Origin of the sequence: Streptomyces sp. NPDC058880 (assembly GCF_042742535.1) — a bacterium.
In the GTDB taxonomy this organism is placed as follows: domain Bacteria; phylum Actinomycetota; class Actinomycetes; order Streptomycetales; family Streptomycetaceae; genus Streptomyces.
Genome location: NZ_JBHYMC010000046.1, coordinates 16,502 through 34,120 on the forward strand (window position 1 = coordinate 16,502; position 17,619 = coordinate 34,120).

Here is a 17,619-nt window from a genome sequence, read left to right on the forward strand (position 1 = left end):
GAGATCCCCAAGTGACAGAAGAAAATCCCGGCGTCGTGGTCACCTGGGCCCAAGGCGACACCACAATCCGGTGGAGCGGCCCCGCCGGGAACGTCGAGAAGTCGTACGAGCTTCCGCCACAGGACGTCATGGCGTGGCGGGAGTACGACGAGACGCTGGTGCTGGTGGTGGAAGCAATCAACAGCGCACCGTTCACCCCGTCGGACAACGCGGTGGTCTACCGGGCCGACGGCTCGGAGCGGTTCCGGCTGCACCCGCCGCACGACCTGCTGAGGGATCCGAATGACGTGCACGGCTTCTACACCGCCTTCCCCCAGGACGGTCGGCCGCTCGTGATCATGGTCACGCGCAACGCAGGTGACTTCCAGGGCCGTATCGACTTGGAGACCGGCGAGATCGTGGACACCAACACCTGGCGCTGAGCTTGTTGTCTATCCAGTTCGCCGGGGTTTCGTCCCCACCTTGTGGTAGGCGGGACGGCTGTATGCCTCGCAACCTTCGGCTTCACCACGGTGCGCGATGTGGATGCGCCGCCGGTCTCCGACTCGCTGCTGCAGCTGCCCGGCGGTCCGCTGCTGTTCTCCTCGCCCACCCGGCCCGGGTCCGAACGCAACGACCGCTTCACCCTCGCTGTCCGGTCGTCGGAGAGCGGCGGGACTACCTGGAACCGCTCCGGCAGCTGGCGGGGAGCGCTATTGGGAAGGAAGCCGCCCCCGACGCGACGGAGGTCGCCGACCGCTGGCATCTGCTGTAGAACCTCGCCGCCGCGGGAATCCGGACAAACTCATCTTTCACTCCTCTCTGACTCGCTGCGGTTCGACCGGCCGGATTCTACCCGGGAGCCCAGAAGCGGCCACGTGATGGCCGACATGCTGCTCCGCCACAGCAACGCGACCGCCTGGAGGCACTGGGCGTGCGGGGCGCGGCCCACCCGGTGACGGCCGCCGCCCATACGGAGCTCGCTTCGGCGCCTGCCGGCGCCCTCAGGGCTCGAAGAAGCCCGGGCACAAGGCGGAGGCGGCGTTCCGGCGCGGCTTGGCCTCCCGGGCGCAGTGGGTGGAGAAGGGGGGAAGCGGCTTTTGAACCGCTCCCCCACCCCGCTCGCCTCGGGCTCGCCGAAGGGCTTGGGGTCGCGTACGTCAGCAGCGGGGCCCGGCAGTGGGCCTCTCTGTCGGCACAGCCGATTCAACGAGCCGAGCAGCGGACCGCCATTCTGCCTCGGGAACGGCTTGTGTCGGCGCTGTACATGTGGTTGCTGAGAAAACCCGACCGCCCTTGGTACCGGCGGCGGCCGCGGAGCCGGTTGGCTCCGACGGACACGGCCCAGTTGCCGTGATAGCCCACGTCATCGGAGATCAGACGGATCAGGTCCAGCATGTGCCGGGTGAAGATGACCTGCTCGTCCTCACCCGGCGACCTGTACGGCTTGGAGGCGGCATCGGAGAGGCGGGTCATGAGCAGCCGCAGCCCGCCGTCCTCAAAGAGCTGAAGCTCGACAACGTCCTCGTCAGAGGAACGGCCTTCTGAGGTGTAGACGCGGCTGGCTCCGATCCCCGAGGAGCTGAGGGCCACTCCCCTCGCGCGGCGGTGGCCCTGGTGGGCGGAAGACAGATCAGGGCTGAATCCCATCCCGGAGAGCGCTGCCCGGGTGCGTCGCAGCAGCAGCCCTCACGGGGCCCTGCGCACCGTGACGAGCGCGACGATCGCTCCGACGTGGCTGGCTGGTCCCGGCGATCCGGCCCGCCCCTCCCCACCAACTGCGAGGACACGGGCGTGCCTGTGAGGGGCCGGATGCCGTCTGCGCCAGAGTGGTCGGATGCACCGTCGGACCCTGCCCCTGCTGCTTGTCGCCCTGCTGACGACGTCCGGGTGCGTCTCCGTGATTCCGGCCGACGACAAGCCACCCGCCGCGAGCACGGGCACAGCCCCGGCGTCGGCCGCGTCCGCCCCGCCCGACCGGTCTCGGCCTGCCGAAGGCTCCTTGCCGCTGACCACGCTGCCGACCCCGGCCGCCCCGACTGAGAACGCCTCCACCCCGGACCGGGTGCAGCCGACCCCTCGCCCGCGGGAGGAGCGGCACACGGCGCCGAAGACGGAGAAGCGACGATCTTCCGCGGCGCAGACGCAAGCGACGCGGCGTACGCCCGCGAAGTCCACGCGGCCCCGCACCGGCGCCTCCGCACCGAAGCCGAGGCCGAAGACCCGCAGCGTCCACACCGCCCGCCCGCCGGCCCCGCCGCGCTACCGGCCCGCGCCCGCCCCGGCTCCGGGCCGGGTGGACATGGCAGACCTCTGCCGGGCCTCCCAGGGAGTCACGAACCCGGCGATCACGCAGCTGTGCCGCAGCACCTAGCGATGATCACCATTGCGAGGCCCATGTTCATGCTCGCCGTTCCACGGGCGCCCCGCTCCGGGCTGGCAGGCTGATCGCGTGATTACCGCAACCGCAATGCAGCGGATCCGTACGGACCGCGCCACCATGATGCAGGCCCTCCAGGCGTGGCAGAACGCGCATGCTGCGCTGTCCGACTCGATCGCGGCCGCGCTTCCTTACGGCTACAGTCCCGTGGACGTCGAACAGATCGCGCAGGTTCTGTGGTGGAGCACGGAGGGCGTCGAGAACGCCCGCACCGACTCGCTGTGTCGCGCTGCTGGACACCCTGAGGAATGCCCTGAGTGCTCCCCCCTGGTCCAAGGCGGAGTCATCCCCCTCGGGTGATGCCACGTACCCATGCGCGCCTGCGGGGCCCCGTCGACCTCGGTGCCGAAACTCGGTACGCCGGTCGGTCCGTTGCTCCTACGCTCGTCCCATGACCTGGGACGAAGCTCATGGAACGGTGAGTCGGGCCTTTGACGACTGGCGCAAGACCGATGCGGAGAACCGAGCGTTTCTGAAGCTGACGGCCCAGTGGTCAGCGGAGGCCTACGAGCATCAGTGGAAGCAGGCCGAGGACACGCTGAGCGAGGTGTTCGACCCAGAGATCCACTACGGCGACGAGCACGTCGACATGTTCCACGACGCCGTAGGAGGCCTTTGGCCGTTCTCCCACCAGTGGATGGTGGAGGCCTCGGTCTTGAAGAACGGCGTGACGGCATTCGAGGTCTACCTCGAAAAGGCAGCCCAAGAGGTCATCGAGGGCTGGAGCGTCACCCTCGACGGCAAGACGGGCACTCATATCTTGCGCCTGAAGACTCCGAAGGGGTTCACCTCCCCGGGCTGGAAGACCCTGGTCACCGCGCACACGGTTCTCGGAAGCGCCGTCGCAACACCCGACGTCGAGTGGGCCAGGGACCTACGGCACCTCCTGACCCACCAGAACGGTGAGCTACGCGACGACGAGGCCGTGGAGAAGTTCCGGGACGCTGATGCCGAGGACGCCGCCGACTTCCTCCACGACGCCCATGTCGGGGGACGGGTCCATCTCGGGGTGGAGCGGGTCGTCGGTGTGCTGAACAACCTTGCTTCTGTCGTGCGTCATGCCGACGTGGCCGTCCATGCGTACGTCTGGGGGGCCAAGCGTCACAAGGTGCCACTGGAGGAACTGCACGCCGCGAAGTGCCTCGATCTCGTAGCCGAGTGAGTGGCGGTCACACCGCAGCGGGCTCGGCCTGTAGCCGTACGCCCGTGGCCATGCGTACGTGGCCGGCCATCGTCGCCAGTGCGCTGTGGAAGCTGTGCGCGGTGGCGCCGGGCTGGGCGGTGAGCGTCAGCGTGCGGTGGGTGGAGCAGGAGACCCCGCGGGTGATGGTGGTGCCGGGCCGGTAGCCGCAGGCCTCCAGCAGCCAGCCCGCGCTGGCCCGCCAGGCGCCCAGGGGCGTGCGGTGGACGGGGGCACCCTGGCTGCGCAGGAAGCGGGCCCGGTCGTCGGTGACGGTGGGGTTGAGAAAGCAAGAGCCGGCCTGCCGGTGGTCGTGACCGGTATCGGGCAGGAGCAGCCCTCGCTCGGCGCGGTCGTGCAGTACGGCGGCCGCCGCTTCGGCAAGCGGGGGCCTGCTGCCCAGCGGGGCCCGGAGCGCTGTGGCGAGGTGCTGGTAGATGACGGGGGCCGCCGCGGTGGAGGGGGTCAGGTGGAGGCTGAGGGAGAGGATCGTCCACCGGCCGGGCTGCTGCTTGAACCGGCTGGTGCGGTAGCCGAATCCGCACTCGGCGGTGGGGATCCGGGTGGTTCGGCCGGTGGTCCAGTCGTGGGCGGTGACGGCGGTGAGCCGGTCGCCGATCTCCTGCCCGTACGCTCCGGCGTTCTGGACCGGTGCCGCCCCGGCGGTGCCGGGGATCCCGCCGAGGTACTCGATGCCGGACAGGCCTTCGGCGACGGTGTGGGCGACGAGTTTGGTGAACGGGTGGCCGGCGGCGACGGTGACCTCGACCTGACCGTCGGCGGTGTGGCGGGTGCGGATGCCGCGGGTGGCCATGGGACTGTAAATCGTTCGGCTCTGGCTCACATTCGGTGGTTGCTCTGCGCTACGTCATGGCTGTGCTGGCGGAGATCGCAACACTCTGCAGGTCAACGAGCTCGGACGCGTCTGGGGCGGGTATCCGTCCGGCCTCCACGGTGCACAGTCCACGGGACTGACCGCTCCCGGCATCCAGCCGCCCCACCGGATAAATGTCCAGGTCAACGCTTCTCACCAGCAAGACCGTACCGAAAGTGAAGACCGCGACGTTCCGTTACCACCGAAGGTCTTTGGACCTCGCCGGCTACGAGCCGGTACCTGAAGTACAGGGCCTGACCGACACCTGGTGGCGGGGCAGGGGATCGCTGATCGCCGTCTACCGCGGCGAAGCCATCGGTCTCGACGCCCCTCGATGTCTCGAAGCCCACGTCTACGGCGGCCTCGACGTGTGGGGCCTGCACGGCGGCTGACCGTTCGCGGGCGTCGCTGGATCTGAGCATCCCATTGGCCCGACGGGCCAACTATCGCGCTCAGTCACAGCAATGTGACTGTGATCGAGTCTTTGACCTGGCCTGCGAGCGGTCGAGTTGGCGCGGGTGGGCGTCGGAGGTGGCCCGCGCCCCTGGTCTGGGGTGTCAGGGGCGGACGGCGGCCACCAGCTCGCCGGTCGTCACCACCCGGGCAAAGCCCCCGCCGTGCAGCGAGACGGCACTCGCTCGGACCAGTTCGTCGGCCGTCGAATGCCAGCCGTTCGGGCCAGTCAGGTCGAAGGTGTGGGTGGCGTCGAGGGCGACCAGCACGTCGTAGCCGAGATTGCCGCCCATGCGGGCGGTGGTCTCTACGCACATGTTGGTCTGGATACCGGTCAGTACGACCTGGGTAATGCCGGCCTCCTTGAACCAGTCGTCAAGGTTGGGGGTGCCGTAGAACGCCGAGTTCACGGACTTGGTGACGAGTAGCTCCGGCCCGCCGCCCTTGCCGCGCCGCTCCTCGACGTAGTCCTTGAATTCGTTTCCCTCGTACCCGGTCCGCAGCGGCGAGCCGGGCTTGTTCGAGTCGTGCCGTACGAAGACGACCGGCCGGTCCGTGTCCTGCCAGGCCGCGATCAACGAGGCGATGTTCTGGTCGGCGGCCGGGTTGTTGCGGGGGCCCCAGAATTCCGACTCGTCGAAGCCCTTCTGCACGTCCACCACTACCAGCGCCGCGTTCTGTGTGATCTCCATGTCCACGATCCTGCCGCCCTGGTGCGCCCTTCCACAGGAGGAGAAAAGACAGCGATCGATGATTTACTGCCAGGATGATCCGACCCGCACCGGCACACCGCATCGCCCTGATCGCCTTCCCCGGCATCCGGGCCTTCGATGTCTCGGTGATCACCGAGGTGTGGGGTACGGACCGCACCGACCGCGGGGGCCCCGCGTTCGAGCTGCGCCGCGTAGCCGCGGGCTCCGAACCTGTACCGATGCGCGGTGGGCTCACCCTCACGCCGGATCGCACCCTCGCCTGGCTCCCCCGCGCCGAGTTGATCCTCGTACCGGGCTTGGACGACCACATCACCCCAGCACCCGAGCCCGTCCTCGCAGCCCTACGCAGCGCCCACGCCCGAGGCACCGCCATCGCCGCTCTGTGCGGCGGCGCGTTCACGCTCGCCCAGGCGGGACTGCTGGACGGCCGCCGGGCGCTAACCCACTGGGCACTGACCGACCTACTGAAGACCCGACACCCACAGGTGCGGGTCGAGCGGGACGCCCTGTTCGTCGAGGACGGCAATCTGTGGACAGCCGCCGGCACCGCTGCCGGCATCGACCTGTGCCTGCATCTGGTGCGCGCCACGCACGGCGCAGAGGCAGCTGCGACAGTCGCCCGCTCCATGGTCACCGCGCCCTTCCGGACCGGCACCCAGGCCCAATTCATCGAACATCCGACACCGCACACCGACCGCGCCGCAGACGCACTGGCCGAGGTACGCGCCTTTGCCCTGGCCCATCTCGACGAGCCACTCACCGTTGCCGCGCTTGCCGCCCGCGCCAGGATGTCCCCCCGCTCCTTCGCCCGACACTTCGCCGCAGCCACCGGAACCACCCCGCTGCGCTGGCTTGTCGACCAGCGCATCGCAACGGCCCAGAAACTCCTGGAGCGCACCGACCTGCCCATGCCCGAGGTCGCCCGCCGATCCGGTTTCGGCAGCGAAGTCACCATGCGCCAGCACTTCACATCCCGTCTGGCGACCAGCCCACGCGCCTACCGCACCTCGTTCGCCGAACAACCACCCTCTGCACCCAGCCATTGAGCCTCTTCAGAACGGCCACCGATCAGGTGATGGGCGGATCCGCAAGAGCTGAGCACTACTGCAGATCAGAGACCGGTCGCCCCCACAGAGTCACGGCCCCTCTGGGGTAGCCGCTGAAGAGGCTCATGGAACCGCCGCCTCCACGTGCTGGGCGAGGACCCGTTCGGCGACCCCCACCGTCCCTCCGACGCCCGGATCGAGCTGGCCATCGCTGCGTCGGGGGAGGGTCCCGCGGTGTAGAGCGTCCGGCCGCTGGCGAGGTCCTTGACCGTCAGCTGCTGCGGGGCCTTGGGGTCGGAGATGCCCATGACCACGGTATCGGCGTCGCCGGTGAAGGCGACCTCCCCCACACGGGTCCGGGGCAGCAGGTCGGCGGCGACGGTCAGGCGCCGACCGGAGGGCACCTCCCACGCGTCGGCGAACGCGGCCACGCAAGGCCTGGTCCCGTTGTAGCACTCCATCGTGTGGTCGGTGAGGGTGCGCAGCAGGCGGGTTCCGTCCGAGCTGAAGTCGACAGAACTGCCCGCGCCATCAGGCAGCGCACGGACGGGGAGCGGGAGCGTCTCGGGGTGGTCCGGGCTGTCGAGGCGCCACAGCCGTATCGCATCGGGCGAGGACACGGCGAACAGGCGGCCGTCGGGACTGATGGCGCTCTCGTACCGTGCCTGCACTTCTCCGCCCAGCCTCCGGGTCCGGATCCGGCCGTCGAGCACGCCGGTGACCAGGGTGAACACGTACCGGTCGCCGCCCCCGAGGGGCCGGGCGGCAACCACCAGGGTCCGGCCGTCGGGGGTGGCGTCCATGCCGCTGACGTTCCCCTCCCAGACGGAGGGGTAGGAGTGCAGGAGGTCCGGCTGGCGTACGTACTGCCGCAGCAGTGCCTCGGCGGTCTTGGTGGTCCGTTTGGTGCTCCTGGCGGCGAGCGCGAGTTGCAGCGCGGTGGCCGGTTCGCGGCCCGGCATGTCGTCAGCCGCCAGGGCAAGCAGGCCGGCCGCCTGGACGCGCAGTTGTTCCTCGGTGCGCCGCAGCCCCTGCCAGGCGAGGAGGGCGAAGATCGCCGCGAGGCAGGTCAGGGCGGCGAGCGTGGCCACGGCGGCGCGTCGAATCCGGGCGCCGCGCCGGGCGGCCCGGGTGCTCAGCCGGACGTAGTCGGTCTCCTCGGCAGTGGTGTCGTCCGGATGGTCGGCGAGGCGCCGCTGTGCCTCCGCCAGGTCGGTGCCGCCGAGCAGCCGGGCGGCCTCACGTCCATGGGCCTCCCAGCGCCGCAGATCGGTGCGCAACTGCTCCTGCCAGGTGCGGAACTCGCGGGTGTCAGTGAGCCACCTGTTCAGTTGCAGCCACAGTCGGGTGAGGGCTTCGTGCGCGAGGTCGACGATCTCACCGGAGCCGTCCGGGGCCGGGGAGAGGACGACGAGCTTGCCCGTCGCCAGTTCCCGTGCGACCGGGACGAGTTCGGGTGGCAGATTGGTGAGCGCGAACTGCACCAGGGTCATCCGCGAGCAGGTGCCCGGCGGGCGCGGCGCCGGGCCGGGCCAGCAGCCGGGACCGTAGCTCGGCCGGTACGTCACGGCCCGCCTCCAACAGCCGGGCCAGTTTCTCCGTCCAGGCGAGCCGTTCCACCTCACCGGGTGCGGGATCGAGCAGGTCGGTCAGGGCCCGGGCCAGCACCGCGGCGGCCGGTACGCCGAGTACCGCGCGCACTGCGGAGACGTCCATCCCTGCACCTCGCGCCTTCGGCAGCACTCCGGCTCTGACCAGCGAGGACTTACCGCATCCCGAGGGGCCGACGACCAGGGTGACCGGCCGTCGCGACACCGCCCGGAAGACCCGCCGGGTGTCGTCGTCGCGTCCGTGGAAGAACTCCGCCCCGTCTTCGGCGAAGGGTGCCAGCCCCTGGAACGGGCAGCGCGGCCGCAGCGCCCGCCCGTCGACCAGGTCGGCGGAGGGCAACAGGTAGGCGGTGCGGTCGCCCTGGTGTGCGGCAACCGTCATGCCGACCACGCCGTCCTGGGTGTCGTCCCAGACGGGCGATCCGCTGAACCCGCCCACGTGGGCCGGCCCGCAGGCTTGGCCGATGACGTGGGCGCAGGTGCACACCAGGTCCGGAGCGACGAGGAATCCGGCGCCCACGACTTCGCCGTCAGCGCCCCTGATCCGTACCTGCGAGGCGTCGAGCACTCCGCTCCCGCGTACCGCGGCCATGGATTCCCCCCGATTCCCAGGCTCGGGCCAGCATCCGCCACACCGCAGTCACGGGCAACACCTGTACCGGCCGCATACCGGAGGAACCGAAGGTGTCCCGATCTCGTCAGAACGGCTGGTCCATCCTCCGGAGGCCGTAGGCGCGGCTGCGTTCCCCCGGCCGCCGCGGCCCGGTCACGCAGGAGCGCCGAGCGGCGGGTGCTCGAGCACCCGGGGCCTGTACTCGACCAGCTGGATGCGGTCGTCGAAGGTGCGGTGCTCGATCATCTCCAGGGCAACGTCCGGATAGCCGTCATAAATGCGTTCTTCGCCCGTGGCCCCGGTGATCACCGGAAACATCACCACCCGGAAGCGGTCGACGAGTCCGGCTCGTAGCAGGGAGCGGGACAGGCTGAGGCTGCCGATGGTGCTGAGGAGCCCCGAGCCGCTCGACTTCATGGCGCGGACCGCCTCGACGGCGTCGTCGCGGACGAGCGCGGAGTTGGCCCACGTCAGTGGCTCCTTGAGCGAGGAGGAGAACACCACCTTGGACGCTTGCGTGAGCGCGTCGACGGACGCCTCTTCTTCGGGCCTGAACCCGTCTTGGCCGTTCGGGACCTCGCCCGCGGCGACGCCTGACATCAGGCGGTAGGTGTTCGCTCCCATCAGGTAGGTGGCCTCGGGCTGCTCACCGAGCCATGCGAGGTATTCCGGCCCCTCAAGGCCCCAGAACCCAGGCCATCCTTCTCCCGATGCGTGGCCGTCGAGGGAGGTGATGAAGTCGACGAGAAGCTCCGACATGATGGTGGTCCTTTCTTGGGGTGTCGCGAGCTTGGACTGGCCGCGAGCCGCGAACTCATCGGCCGTACTGTGGGGCAACGAGCAGAATCATGACGCGGCAAGCGACCAGATCGGCGGAGCGCCACCCGCGAACGGCGGGCCGGCCGTCACGCTCGGCGGAGCCACGTGCAGCGCTGAGGAGCCACGTGGCGGGCACATCCCCACGGCGTCATGGGCTGTGGGACGCACCTGCACGTCACTTCCGGATAATCGGCCCGCTACGGCGCCTTTCACCCTCATGACCCGGTCCAGCGCGCGGTGGAGCGCGGCATCGGAAGTCTTGCGGGCCGGGGGCGGCTATATCGTGTGGCGTCGACCGCGGCCTTCCCGAACCGGTATGCGAGACAGCCGCACCACGGGGTGAGCGGACCGGACCCGCCCTCCACGACAACGTAGAGCTGCGGCAACAGGGTCTCCTGGAGCACTCGTTGGCGTAGACATGTACCCACCTGCCAAAAGGCCCCTGCTTGCGTGCCCGGAGCCCACCGCGATCACCTGAACGGCGTCCCCGTTCGACCAGCGCCCCACAGGATCGGGACGGCGGCAGCCACTTACGCGTCGGGGTGCTCCGGCAGGGCGAGCCAGTCCGGCCAGGAGATCTCTCGGCCGAGGAAGCGGGGCTGCTCGAACGGCCAGTCTGCGGCGATCCACTGTGGCACGAGTTCGTCGAGGGCCTGCTCGACCTTGCTGTCCACCAGCTCGTCCACCACCCACCAGGAGATCTCGCCGTCCGCGCCGATCCTCTCCGGTGGGTCAATGTAGACACAGCCGAGCAGAGCCGTCTCCGCCGCGTCGAACAGTGCGTAGTTGAAAGACTGGTGTGCGGCGATCTCCTGCTCGTGCCGCAACAGGTCGGCCCGGTCGGCCTCGTAGGTCATGGTGGCCGCGGGCCAGCCCCAGGCCGGGCCGTAGATGGTCCACAGTCGCTCGCGCGAACCCATCACAGCCGGATAGTCGAGCGGGGTGTCCGCCTCCCGGATCGGCCGCAGGTGATGACCACTGCCCGGCAGCGGGACCAGGACGGGATGCACGAAGTTCGCGGGGAGCCAGCTCATAGCGCCCGACCGTAGCAGCGCGCGGCCGCCTGATCCCCTGGAATTTCCCCGTATACCGCCAGGCTCTGCTCTCAGGCCGGGCAGTGCTCGCAATCCCCCGATCGAGACGTCCGTTCAATCGACGGATTCCGTGTTCGGTACGGCGCCGAAGGGGCTGTCGCATGCGGTGATGGCCCTGACTCGTTCGCCTTCGGAGAGCAGCGAACGCGGCAACGCAGCGAAGACACCGGAATTTCACGGGCGCGGCGGATACGTCGCGAGGCTCGTCAGTGCCCATGTCCCGTCCTGCGTGAGGTATCTGTCTCCCTTCAGGCCCACCTCTGCGAGAGCCTCCTTGAACTGCTCTTCGGTCAGCGGCCGGGACACGAACGTCTGGGTCCATACGGCGTCCGGAAACTCATACTTCGCGTGCACCGAGTTCGCACCGTCGCCAGTCGGCTCCGCCGACACGATCCGTACCGTGAAACCTCCGGGATCGACACGCTCGCGCGGCAAGTTCGTGTGCCAGTCCTCACCCTCCCGTTGGATCAGCGCACAGCCGTCCGCCGCGAGGCGCCGGAGAGCAGGTGCGCAGCAGCGCGCGCCGCACTTCGATGTCTCCGGCGTGTACGAGGAACGACGCAAGCGTCACCACGTCGAAGGACTCGCCCAGGTCGAGGTCCTCGATCGCACCGTGTATCGCGCGTGCCCCTCGAACGCGATCGAGCATCTCCTGGGACTCGTCGACAGCCGTCACCGCGAGACCCGTTCCAGGAGCGGGTGGATCACGCACCCTGCGCCACAGCGCAGTTCCAGGATGCGCGCGCCCGGCGACACGGCGCTTGCGATGATGTCCGGCTCGGGCCCCGACTGGCAGTCGCGTGTACAGCTCGACCGCGCAGCCGTCCGGGGTGACCGCCCGGGTCCGGCCCCCTGGTGCCCCGCTCGCCTGTTCGGCTCCATGCCGGTCCAACGGTCGGGGCAACTCCGCGGTTTCCGCGCACCGCCTGTCTCCGGGTGGCAGAAGTCTGCGGCGGCCGTGCTGGCGAGGCGGAGGGGGGGTGGGCTGTGCCCTGCCGGTCTTGGTCGCGAGCTGCTTCAGGAGCAGGTTCACAGGGTTGGCCGCCGTCGTGCCGGTGACGTCCAGGAAATCGGAAGCGCCACCGCCCGTGCGTCTCGTACGCTCGGCCCGCACCGACCCGTCGAGTACCAGCAAGGACTTTGTGAATCACTCCGATCTCCTCGCCAAGGCCCCCTCGCTCGCGGCCGGCATGGCCGCTGCCGATCACAGCCCGGACGCCCAGCTGTCCCAGACTCGCCACCGCGCCGCACTCGTGGCCGGCTGGCACATCGCACCCGGCTCTACCGTCCTCGAACTGGGCTGCGGGCAGGGCGACATGACTGCCGTCCTTGCGGAGGCGGTGGGGCCGAGAGGGCGTGTGGTGGCCGTGGACGTGGCTGCGGCCTCCTACGGGGCCCCGGTCACCCTCGGAGAATCGGCAGCCCGGCTCGCCGCGGGCCCTCTCGGGCCGCGTATCGATGTCCGCTTCGGCACGGACGTCCTCGATCCGTCAGTCGACTTCCCCAGAGGTACGTTCGACCATGTGGTGCTCGCACATTGCTCCTGGTACTTCAGCTCGCTCGGGCAACTGCGCGACACGCTGGCCCGGGTACGGCCGTGGGCGCGGCGGCTATGGTTCACCGAGTGGGACCTGACACCTGTCTCCGACGACCAGTTGGCGCACCTGCTCGCCGTGCTGGTCCAGGGGCAGGTCGAGGCCGCGGGATCGCATGGCCAGGGCAACGTCCGCACACCTTTCTCCCGTGAGCATCTGCTGCGCCTCCTGCCCGAGGCCGGCTGGACGGCCGACAGCAGCGAACCGGTCGATACCGACGGGCTGCAGGACGGAGACTGGGAGATCGCAGCCTGCCTGGACCTGGTGGGAAGCGATGGGCCACTGGCCGCACTGCCCGATCCGATGCGACAGCTCGTCCTGAGTCAGGCCGACGTGCTCCGGGCGATCGCCAAGCCGCGCGGCAATCGCGCCCTCGCTGCGTACTCAGTCACCGCGCGCTGAGACAGGACCCTGCGAGCGGGCCGGTCAGCGTTCATTGAGATCGGTCTACGGCGACGGCCTGCACCAGGCGGGTAGGCCGTCGCCAAGGCACGGGCGAGCCGGCACACCGGTGGGCAGGTTGCGCCGACGGCAGGCCACGGCGCGCGGAGCGCGGCTTCAGGATGCCGGCCGGGGGGCCGTCTCGCGCGGCAGCGCGGCCATGTTCGAGAGGGCTCTGGCCTTGGTCTCGCCCGTGGCTGCGGCCCCGCAGGCCGGCCCCCGACGACGACCGCCTCGTACATGAAGATCATCGCCACTGTGTCGCGGACGGCCGCCGAGAGGCTGTGCCAGCACCCTGACGAACCGCGGAGACGGACGCCGCAGGGGCGTCAGCTCTTGACGGGTTCCATGCAGAGGACGAACTTGTCCGTCTCGAGCTGCTGCGCAAGAGCGACCTCGGCCACGCCTTCGCATTTGTCGACGTCAAAGGTGTTGTCGACGACCTTGACGACCTTGTAGAGGTCGGCCACCTTCTCGGTGCAAGCCTTGCTCTCGACCTTGGGGTCGTTGTCCGGGCCGGTGACGACGACGCAGTCGCCGGCCTCCGCGTGCACCGGGGCCTCGCCCGTCAGGTGGGGAAGTCCCAGGCGCCAGAACAGTGCGACCGCGATCGCCACGGCGACGCCGAGGATCTTCTTGCCCAGACCGCTCTTCTTCTTTGCAGGCTCGGACGGTACGACGGGGGCGGCGGGCTGTTCAGGGGACTGCGGCGCGGGAGGCGTGGCCATGGAGGATTCCTTGAGGACGTGTACATGATCGAACGCGCGTACGCTATCGGCTGCCGAACGCCCAAAAGGGACTCTTCCTTGCCGTTTTCGCATCGGATATGGAGTCGTGATCCTGCCGACCCGTCAGACCGCGCCACCGGCCCCAGCACCGCCCGACGGTGCTCGCGCGCCATCGCCCGCGCAGTGGGCGGTCTCCTGGTCGCACCGCGGTTAGTGCGGCGCCGTCTTCTTCGGCTCGCTGCAGTTGTACGCGGCCACCACCCTGCCCGGCTTCTGCCGCCTGGTTGCCCACCAGGACCCGAAGGAGGGGGTGACCGTCATCGCGAAGGACCGGGACGCACCCACGTTCCTCGGCGGCGCCTCGCTCGCCTACCTGATCCACATCCAGACCAAGGACGGTGACCGCCCGCAGGACAAGGAGTGGGAGTGAGTAGTGCACGCGTTCGGTGAGCAGGGACTCGAGCTCGCCGAGCAGCTCGCGGCCACGGTCCGGGCCTGGAACCGCCACATCCGCGCCGACGACAACGACCAGCACGCCCATCCCGTCCTGACCGTTCACCCGGCCGGCACGCCCGATGATCTGTTGCCGGTCGGGGACGTCCTGGACCTGGACAAGGCGTCTTCCCGGCTGGTGTTCAGGTGGCCGGGCCACCACGGGTGTCTTCCAGCGCCTTCGCGGTCCGCCGACACGATGACCGCGGCCGCCAGGGACGCATGATCGTCTGGTTGAACGGACCGTTCGGCGGTGATAAGACCACCCTTGCCGTCGGGCTGTGCCACGCTCTGTCCGGCGCGACGGTCTCCGGCCCGGAGGCCGTCAGGGACCTGCTGCGCAGCACGCTCAGCGGACACCTGCTGTGCCCCGCGGACTACCAGGATCTACCGTTGTGGCAGGAGCTGCGATGACTGTCCTCAACCCCGCCTACGCCGAGGAGGACTTCACCCCGCTACGCCAGGCCGACGGCGGCTTCCAGCACCTCGTCGTGCACACCGACCCGGTGGTGCTCCAGAAGCGGATTGCGGCCAGTTGGGAGTTTGCCAAGGGCGCCGAACGCGACGAAGTCGTGCGCGCCTACCACCGCCGGCGCACATCCGAGGACGAGCAGGCCACCATCGGCCGGATGCACTCGGTGGGCCACGTCATCGACACCAGCGCCCTCACCACCGAGCAGCCCCTGCACGCGCCACTCGATCACCTGCGTCTGGGCGTTTCCGCACCACGACCGCACCTGGAGGCCCCTTGCCACCCAGCCTGCTTGCCGTCTTCGCCCACCCGGATGACGAGTCCCTCCTCGCCGGGGGCGTCCTCGCCCAGCATCACGCCGCCGGGGCCCGCACGGCGGTCGTCACCGCCACCTGGGCCGCCGACAGCCGGCGAGCGCTCGAACTCGCAGAGGCCCTGGCCATCCTGGGCGCCGGTGCTCCCCGCCTGCTCGGCTACAACGACGCCCGCAACCGCGAGGCCTCCCCCGGCCAACCCCGGCTCGTCGACGTGCCCCTCCACGCAGCAGTCGGCCGCCTCGTCACCCACATCCGCGAGGTCCGGCCCGAGGTGGTCGTCACCCACGATGCCCTCGGCCAGCTCACCGGCCACCCGGATCACGTACGCACACACCAGATCACCCTCCTCGCCGTCGAGGCCGCCGGCCTCCCGCATGCGTACCCCGACACCGGCAAGCCCTGGCAGGTGACCGCCCTGTACGCGGCCACGCACCCCGAGTCCGGCGTCGGCCTGCTCCGCCCGCTGCTCGAAGGGGTGGGAAAGACGGTCCTCGCTGTACCGGACGCGTACGTGACCGCCAGCGTCGACGTCACGCCCTGGGCCGCGCAGAAGTGGGAGGCGATTTCGGCGCACCGCGGCGAGGTCGCCCGCGAGCGTGCCCTCCCCGGCATCCTCGCCCGTCTCCCCGAGGCCGACCGCAACCGGATCATCCAGGCCGAGCACTTCACGCGCCTCACTTCCGGCCCCACAAAGGGCGACCCGGCCCGGCTGACCGTCTGACATCGTGGCGCGTGACGGGCATTTCTCACCGCCCACGGGCAAACAACCACCGATCGGAGAGGGATGACGATGACATCCGCGCCCGACGAACGCCCCAGTGTTGCGATGCGGGCGGAGACGTACGGGGCGCTGCGCGCCTCGCACGCCCTGCGGGCCGGAACCTCCGTGCTGATCACCAACCAGCGCGGGCAGGTCCTGCTCCAGCGCGTCGCCTACCGCCACACCTGTCTGCTGCCCGGTGGCGCCGTCGATCTGGGCGAGTCCCCCGCCCAGGGCGCTGCCCGAGAGATGAAGGAAAAGCTCGGTGTCACGGCGGCAGTCACCCGGGGACTGGCCGTCGACTGGGTCTCCCCCACCGGCCGCACCACACCGCCCGCCATGAAGTTCCCGGCGAGCTCCTGCACGTCTTCGACGGCGGCATCTGGGACGAGGGCCAGATCGCCGCGATGCGGCCCGCCCCAGGCGAGATCGACGCCGTCGAGTTCGTCGAACCCGCCGATCTGCCCACTCTCATGGCTCCGGGGGACGCGTGCCGCGCCCTGTCCGCTCTCCGCGCCCGCGTCAACTCCGCCGGACCCGCGTTCCTGGAGGACGGCCTGCCGATCGCCCCCACCGTCCTGGACCGGGCCGGCGTCCTGCGTACCGCCCGCGCCCGGCACCACCTCCCCTTCCACACCTGCCCTGCCCCGGACCAGCTCTCGGTGGTTCAGGCCTGGGGCTGGCTCCTCGCACCGGACGGCCGTGCCTTGGTCCTGCTGGAGCCGGACACCGGCGCGGCCTGTCTGCCCGGCGGCACCCCCGAACCCCATGACCGCGGCAACCCGCTCGTCACACTGCGCCGGGAGGCAGGCGAGGAAGCCGCAGCCGAATTCGACGAACCGCTGTTCCTCGGCCACCTCTCCGACCCCGACAAGCCGTACGCCCGCCTCCGCTATGCCGCACCCCTCACCCGTCTCGGCCCGCCACCAGTCGACCCGGCCACCGGCCGCACCCACATCCGGGTCCTGGCCACACCCGAGCAGGCTCTGGAGCTCTTCGACTGGGGACCCCCGGCGGCCGACCAGCTCGCCGCCATCCACCAGGCCCGAGCACGGCTCGGGATCCCCCGCGCCGCGCAACAACCTTTCACCGAACTGCCGGAGGTCACCGACCTCACCGTCTCGTAAGCCGCTCCCGGCCCGTTACGAAGCGAGGACTGGCATGAGCAACACTTCACCCGCCCTCGGCGCCCCCCCTGGGCCCACTGAACCCCTGCCGGCGACACGGGCCTCATCGGATGCTGTACCGCCGGTTCGGATGGCGTCGTGCCAGTGCGGCCGGTCCTCCTGTCAGGCCTACAAGCCCGTCTGGCTGGCGCGCCGTGCGGTTCAAGCAAACGGATGCCCGTCGCCGCCCTCGACGGCCCCGCCTGTCACCCTGGGCTGGACCGGCGGGAGCGCCCACGGCTCCACCGTCCCGCCACAGAGCTCCGCCAGGAACTGAATTACCCCGCCCTCGTAGTGCCACCAGGGACCGTTGCGGGAGCAGACGGTGACCAGCCCGTGCGAAGGATCGTCGCCCATCACGCTCCAGAAGAATTCGTCGCCCTCAGCCGGGTCCCCCCAGGGGACCAGGGTCGTCGAGATGAGCTAGGCAGGACGCAGGTCGGCGGGGTAGTCGCAGCGCCACCTCCCCGATCGTGTGCCCTCCGCGGATCCGAGGGCATCCTCCCCGGGCGAAGGCAGCTGAACGCTCAGGAAGTCGTCCAGGCCGAAGGCCGGATACCACTCGGAGAGCGACTTGAAGTCGGACGGAAGACCCCTTCCGACTTCCGCCTCGATCGCCCGCCAGTCGAAGTCGGCCGGCTTCTGCCGGCGCAATGCCACCAGCCCGGGGACCGCGCGTTCCAGCGCCGCCATGGCCCCGGCCGGGTCGAGCATCCTGTGCGTCGGCCTCTGCGTACCTATGAGCTCTTCCACGAGCGCAGCCTGCCACACAACTCCGACAACCCACCGCTCTGACGCCGGTTCACCAGCGGCTTCCTGGACACTGG

The 17,619-nt window shown here is 69.9% G+C and carries 22 protein-coding genes and 3 pseudogenes; 13 read left to right on the plus strand and 12 right to left on the minus strand.

Going from position 1 to position 17,619, the window contains the following annotated elements; genetic code table 11:
- Positions 1-11: 11 nt before the first annotated feature.
- Positions 12-422, plus strand: coding sequence for a hypothetical protein (locus tag ACFW2G_RS23340; protein ID WP_384452302.1), 411 nt, complete (start codon positions 12-14; stop codon positions 420-422).
- Positions 423-1,185: 763 nt separating this feature from the next.
- Here the strand turns inward: ACFW2G_RS23340 and ACFW2G_RS23345 are convergent.
- Complete coding sequence (locus ACFW2G_RS23345) at positions 1,186-1,572, minus strand: hypothetical protein (RefSeq protein ID WP_384681033.1); 387 nt, start codon at positions 1,570-1,572, stop codon at positions 1,186-1,188.
- 244 nt (positions 1,573-1,816) lie between these two features.
- Here ACFW2G_RS23345 and ACFW2G_RS23350 point away from each other — a divergent pair, with 244 nt between their 5' ends.
- From ACFW2G_RS23350 to ACFW2G_RS23360, 3 genes are all read left to right on the plus strand, one after another.
- The gene (locus ACFW2G_RS23350; RefSeq protein WP_384584049.1) at positions 1,817-2,353 is read left to right on the plus strand and encodes a hypothetical protein; all 537 of its coding nucleotides are present in this window, start codon (positions 1,817-1,819) and stop codon (positions 2,351-2,353) included.
- A gap of 78 nt (positions 2,354-2,431) precedes the next feature.
- Positions 2,432-2,719: a hypothetical protein gene (locus ACFW2G_RS23355; RefSeq protein ID WP_384584051.1), complete on the plus strand. Its 288-nt coding sequence runs from the start codon at positions 2,432-2,434 to the stop codon at positions 2,717-2,719.
- A 91-nt stretch (positions 2,720-2,810) separates the two neighbouring features.
- On the plus strand, positions 2,811-3,581 hold the full coding sequence (locus ACFW2G_RS23360; RefSeq protein ID WP_384584054.1) for a hypothetical protein: 771 nt from the start codon (positions 2,811-2,813) through the stop codon (positions 3,579-3,581).
- 7 nt (positions 3,582-3,588) lie between these two features.
- On the opposite strand, the gene ACFW2G_RS23365 is transcribed toward ACFW2G_RS23360, so the two are convergent.
- Positions 3,589-4,413, minus strand: coding sequence for an FAD-binding protein (locus tag ACFW2G_RS23365; protein WP_384584057.1), 825 nt, complete (start codon positions 4,411-4,413; stop codon positions 3,589-3,591).
- Positions 4,414-4,682: 269 nt separating this feature from the next.
- Between ACFW2G_RS23365 and ACFW2G_RS23370 the strand changes: the two are divergent.
- Positions 4,683-4,865, plus strand: a pseudogene (locus ACFW2G_RS23370) (hypothetical protein); the annotation flags it as partial.
- 165 nt (positions 4,866-5,030) lie between these two features.
- Here ACFW2G_RS23370 and ACFW2G_RS23375 read toward each other — a convergent pair.
- On the minus strand, positions 5,031-5,618 hold the full coding sequence (locus tag ACFW2G_RS23375) for a cysteine hydrolase family protein (RefSeq protein ID WP_384452284.1): 588 nt from the start codon (positions 5,616-5,618) through the stop codon (positions 5,031-5,033).
- 74 nt (positions 5,619-5,692) lie between these two features.
- Between ACFW2G_RS23375 and ACFW2G_RS23380 the strand changes: the two genes are divergently transcribed.
- A complete protein-coding gene (locus ACFW2G_RS23380) occupies positions 5,693-6,685 on the plus strand; it encodes a GlxA family transcriptional regulator (protein ID WP_384584060.1) in 993 nt (330 codons plus the stop codon).
- A gap of 65 nt (positions 6,686-6,750) precedes the next feature.
- On the opposite strand, the gene ACFW2G_RS23385 is transcribed toward ACFW2G_RS23380, so the two are convergent.
- From ACFW2G_RS23385 to ACFW2G_RS23405, 5 genes and pseudogenes are all read right to left on the minus strand, one after another.
- Positions 6,751-8,178, minus strand: a complete 1,428-nt coding sequence (locus tag ACFW2G_RS23385; protein ID WP_384584063.1) for a WD40 repeat domain-containing protein — start codon at positions 8,176-8,178, stop codon at positions 6,751-6,753.
- Positions 8,063-8,887, minus strand: coding sequence for an ATP-binding protein (locus ACFW2G_RS23390; RefSeq protein WP_384584066.1), 825 nt, complete (start codon positions 8,885-8,887; stop codon positions 8,063-8,065). Before ACFW2G_RS23390 ends, ACFW2G_RS23385 begins: the two co-directional genes overlap by 116 nt.
- A 174-nt stretch (positions 8,888-9,061) precedes the next feature.
- Positions 9,062-9,667 carry a dihydrofolate reductase family protein gene (locus ACFW2G_RS23395; protein ID WP_384584069.1) on the minus strand — a complete coding sequence of 202 codons (606 nt, stop codon included), beginning with the start codon at positions 9,665-9,667 and terminating at the stop codon, positions 9,062-9,064.
- Positions 9,668-10,257: 590 nt separating this feature from the next.
- Positions 10,258-10,761 (minus strand): GNAT family N-acetyltransferase, encoded by a 504-nt coding sequence (locus ACFW2G_RS23400; RefSeq protein ID WP_037922691.1) that lies wholly within the window; start codon positions 10,759-10,761, stop codon positions 10,258-10,260.
- Between the two features lie 234 nt (positions 10,762-10,995).
- Positions 10,996-11,703 (minus strand): annotated as a pseudogene (locus tag ACFW2G_RS23405) (class I SAM-dependent methyltransferase).
- A 260-nt stretch (positions 11,704-11,963) separates the two neighbouring features.
- On the opposite strand from ACFW2G_RS23405, the gene ACFW2G_RS23410 reads away from it, so the two are divergent.
- Positions 11,964-12,818: a class I SAM-dependent methyltransferase gene (locus ACFW2G_RS23410; protein WP_384452270.1), complete on the plus strand. Its 855-nt coding sequence runs from the start codon at positions 11,964-11,966 to the stop codon at positions 12,816-12,818.
- 368 nt (positions 12,819-13,186) lie between these two features.
- On the opposite strand, the gene ACFW2G_RS23415 is transcribed toward ACFW2G_RS23410, so the two are convergent.
- Entirely contained in the window at positions 13,187-13,585 is a 399-nt protein-coding gene (locus ACFW2G_RS23415) for a hypothetical protein (protein WP_384584072.1), read from the minus strand.
- Positions 13,586-13,829: 244 nt separating this feature from the next.
- Between ACFW2G_RS23415 and ACFW2G_RS23420 the strand changes: the two genes are divergently transcribed.
- From ACFW2G_RS23420 to ACFW2G_RS23430, 3 genes are read left to right on the plus strand one after another with little or no spacing between them, the layout of a single operon-like run.
- On the plus strand, positions 13,830-14,015 hold the full coding sequence (locus ACFW2G_RS23420) for a hypothetical protein (protein WP_384584074.1): 186 nt from the start codon (positions 13,830-13,832) through the stop codon (positions 14,013-14,015).
- Between the two features lie 3 nt (positions 14,016-14,018).
- Entirely contained in the window at positions 14,019-14,303 is a 285-nt protein-coding gene (locus tag ACFW2G_RS23425; protein WP_384584077.1) for a hypothetical protein, read from the plus strand.
- Positions 14,300-14,491, plus strand: a complete 192-nt coding sequence (locus ACFW2G_RS23430) for a hypothetical protein (RefSeq protein ID WP_384681036.1) — start codon at positions 14,300-14,302, stop codon at positions 14,489-14,491. Before ACFW2G_RS23425 ends, ACFW2G_RS23430 begins: the two co-directional genes overlap by 4 nt.
- Before the next feature lie 41 nt (positions 14,492-14,532).
- Here the strand turns inward: ACFW2G_RS23430 and ACFW2G_RS23435 are convergent, their stop codons facing one another.
- Complete coding sequence (locus tag ACFW2G_RS23435; protein ID WP_384584083.1) at positions 14,533-14,781, minus strand: hypothetical protein; 249 nt, start codon at positions 14,779-14,781, stop codon at positions 14,533-14,535.
- Between the two features lie 44 nt (positions 14,782-14,825).
- Between ACFW2G_RS23435 and ACFW2G_RS23440 the strand changes: the two genes are divergently transcribed.
- The 3 genes and pseudogenes from ACFW2G_RS23440 to ACFW2G_RS23450 all read left to right on the plus strand — a co-directional run bounded on the left by ACFW2G_RS23440 (position 14,826) and on the right by ACFW2G_RS23450 (position 16,753).
- Complete coding sequence (locus tag ACFW2G_RS23440) at positions 14,826-15,587, plus strand: PIG-L deacetylase family protein (RefSeq protein ID WP_384584086.1); 762 nt, start codon at positions 14,826-14,828, stop codon at positions 15,585-15,587.
- A gap of 105 nt (positions 15,588-15,692) precedes the next feature.
- A pseudogene (locus ACFW2G_RS23445) lies at positions 15,693-15,863 on the plus strand (NUDIX domain-containing protein); the annotation flags it as partial.
- A 170-nt stretch (positions 15,864-16,033) separates the two neighbouring features.
- Positions 16,034-16,753: a hypothetical protein gene (locus ACFW2G_RS23450; RefSeq protein WP_384584089.1), complete on the plus strand. Its 720-nt coding sequence runs from the start codon at positions 16,034-16,036 to the stop codon at positions 16,751-16,753.
- Between the two features lie 201 nt (positions 16,754-16,954).
- On the opposite strand, the gene ACFW2G_RS23455 is transcribed toward ACFW2G_RS23450, so the two are convergent.
- Together ACFW2G_RS23455 and ACFW2G_RS23460 are read right to left on the minus strand one after the other, a co-directional pair.
- Positions 16,955-17,149, minus strand: coding sequence for a hypothetical protein (locus tag ACFW2G_RS23455; RefSeq protein WP_384584091.1), 195 nt, complete (start codon positions 17,147-17,149; stop codon positions 16,955-16,957).
- Between the two features lie 66 nt (positions 17,150-17,215).
- Positions 17,216-17,545 (minus strand): hypothetical protein, encoded by a 330-nt coding sequence (locus tag ACFW2G_RS23460; RefSeq protein WP_384584094.1) that lies wholly within the window; start codon positions 17,543-17,545, stop codon positions 17,216-17,218.
- Between the last annotated feature and the right edge of the window lie 74 nt (positions 17,546-17,619).

Coding starts and splice junctions, on each gene's coding strand:
- ACFW2G_RS23350 (WP_384584049.1), top strand. CDS start 1,817: ATGCACCGTCGGACCCTGCCCCTGCTGCTTGTCGCCCTGCTGACGACG.
- ACFW2G_RS23360 (WP_384584054.1), top strand. CDS start 2,811: ATGACCTGGGACGAAGCTCATGGAACGGTGAGTCGGGCCTTTGACGAC.
- ACFW2G_RS23365 (WP_384584057.1), bottom strand. CDS start 4,413: ATGGCCACCCGCGGCATCCGCACCCGCCACACCGCCGACGGTCAGGTC.
- ACFW2G_RS23375 (WP_384452284.1), bottom strand. CDS start 5,618: ATGGAGATCACACAGAACGCGGCGCTGGTAGTGGTGGACGTGCAGAAG.
- ACFW2G_RS23380 (WP_384584060.1), top strand. CDS start 5,693: ATGATCCGACCCGCACCGGCACACCGCATCGCCCTGATCGCCTTCCCC.
- ACFW2G_RS23385 (WP_384584063.1), bottom strand. CDS start 8,178: ATGACCCTGGTGCAGTTCGCGCTCACCAATCTGCCACCCGAACTCGTC.
- ACFW2G_RS23390 (WP_384584066.1), bottom strand. CDS start 8,887: ATGGCCGCGGTACGCGGGAGCGGAGTGCTCGACGCCTCGCAGGTACGG.
- ACFW2G_RS23395 (WP_384584069.1), bottom strand. CDS start 9,667: ATGTCGGAGCTTCTCGTCGACTTCATCACCTCCCTCGACGGCCACGCA.
- ACFW2G_RS23400 (WP_037922691.1), bottom strand. CDS start 10,761: ATGAGCTGGCTCCCCGCGAACTTCGTGCATCCCGTCCTGGTCCCGCTG.
- ACFW2G_RS23415 (WP_384584072.1), bottom strand. CDS start 13,585: ATGGCCACGCCTCCCGCGCCGCAGTCCCCTGAACAGCCCGCCGCCCCC.
- ACFW2G_RS23430 (WP_384681036.1), top strand. CDS start 14,300: ATGATCGTCTGGTTGAACGGACCGTTCGGCGGTGATAAGACCACCCTT.
- ACFW2G_RS23450 (WP_384584089.1), top strand. CDS start 16,034: ATGCGGCCCGCCCCAGGCGAGATCGACGCCGTCGAGTTCGTCGAACCC.
- ACFW2G_RS23455 (WP_384584091.1), bottom strand. CDS start 17,149: ATGGGCGACGATCCTTCGCACGGGCTGGTCACCGTCTGCTCCCGCAAC.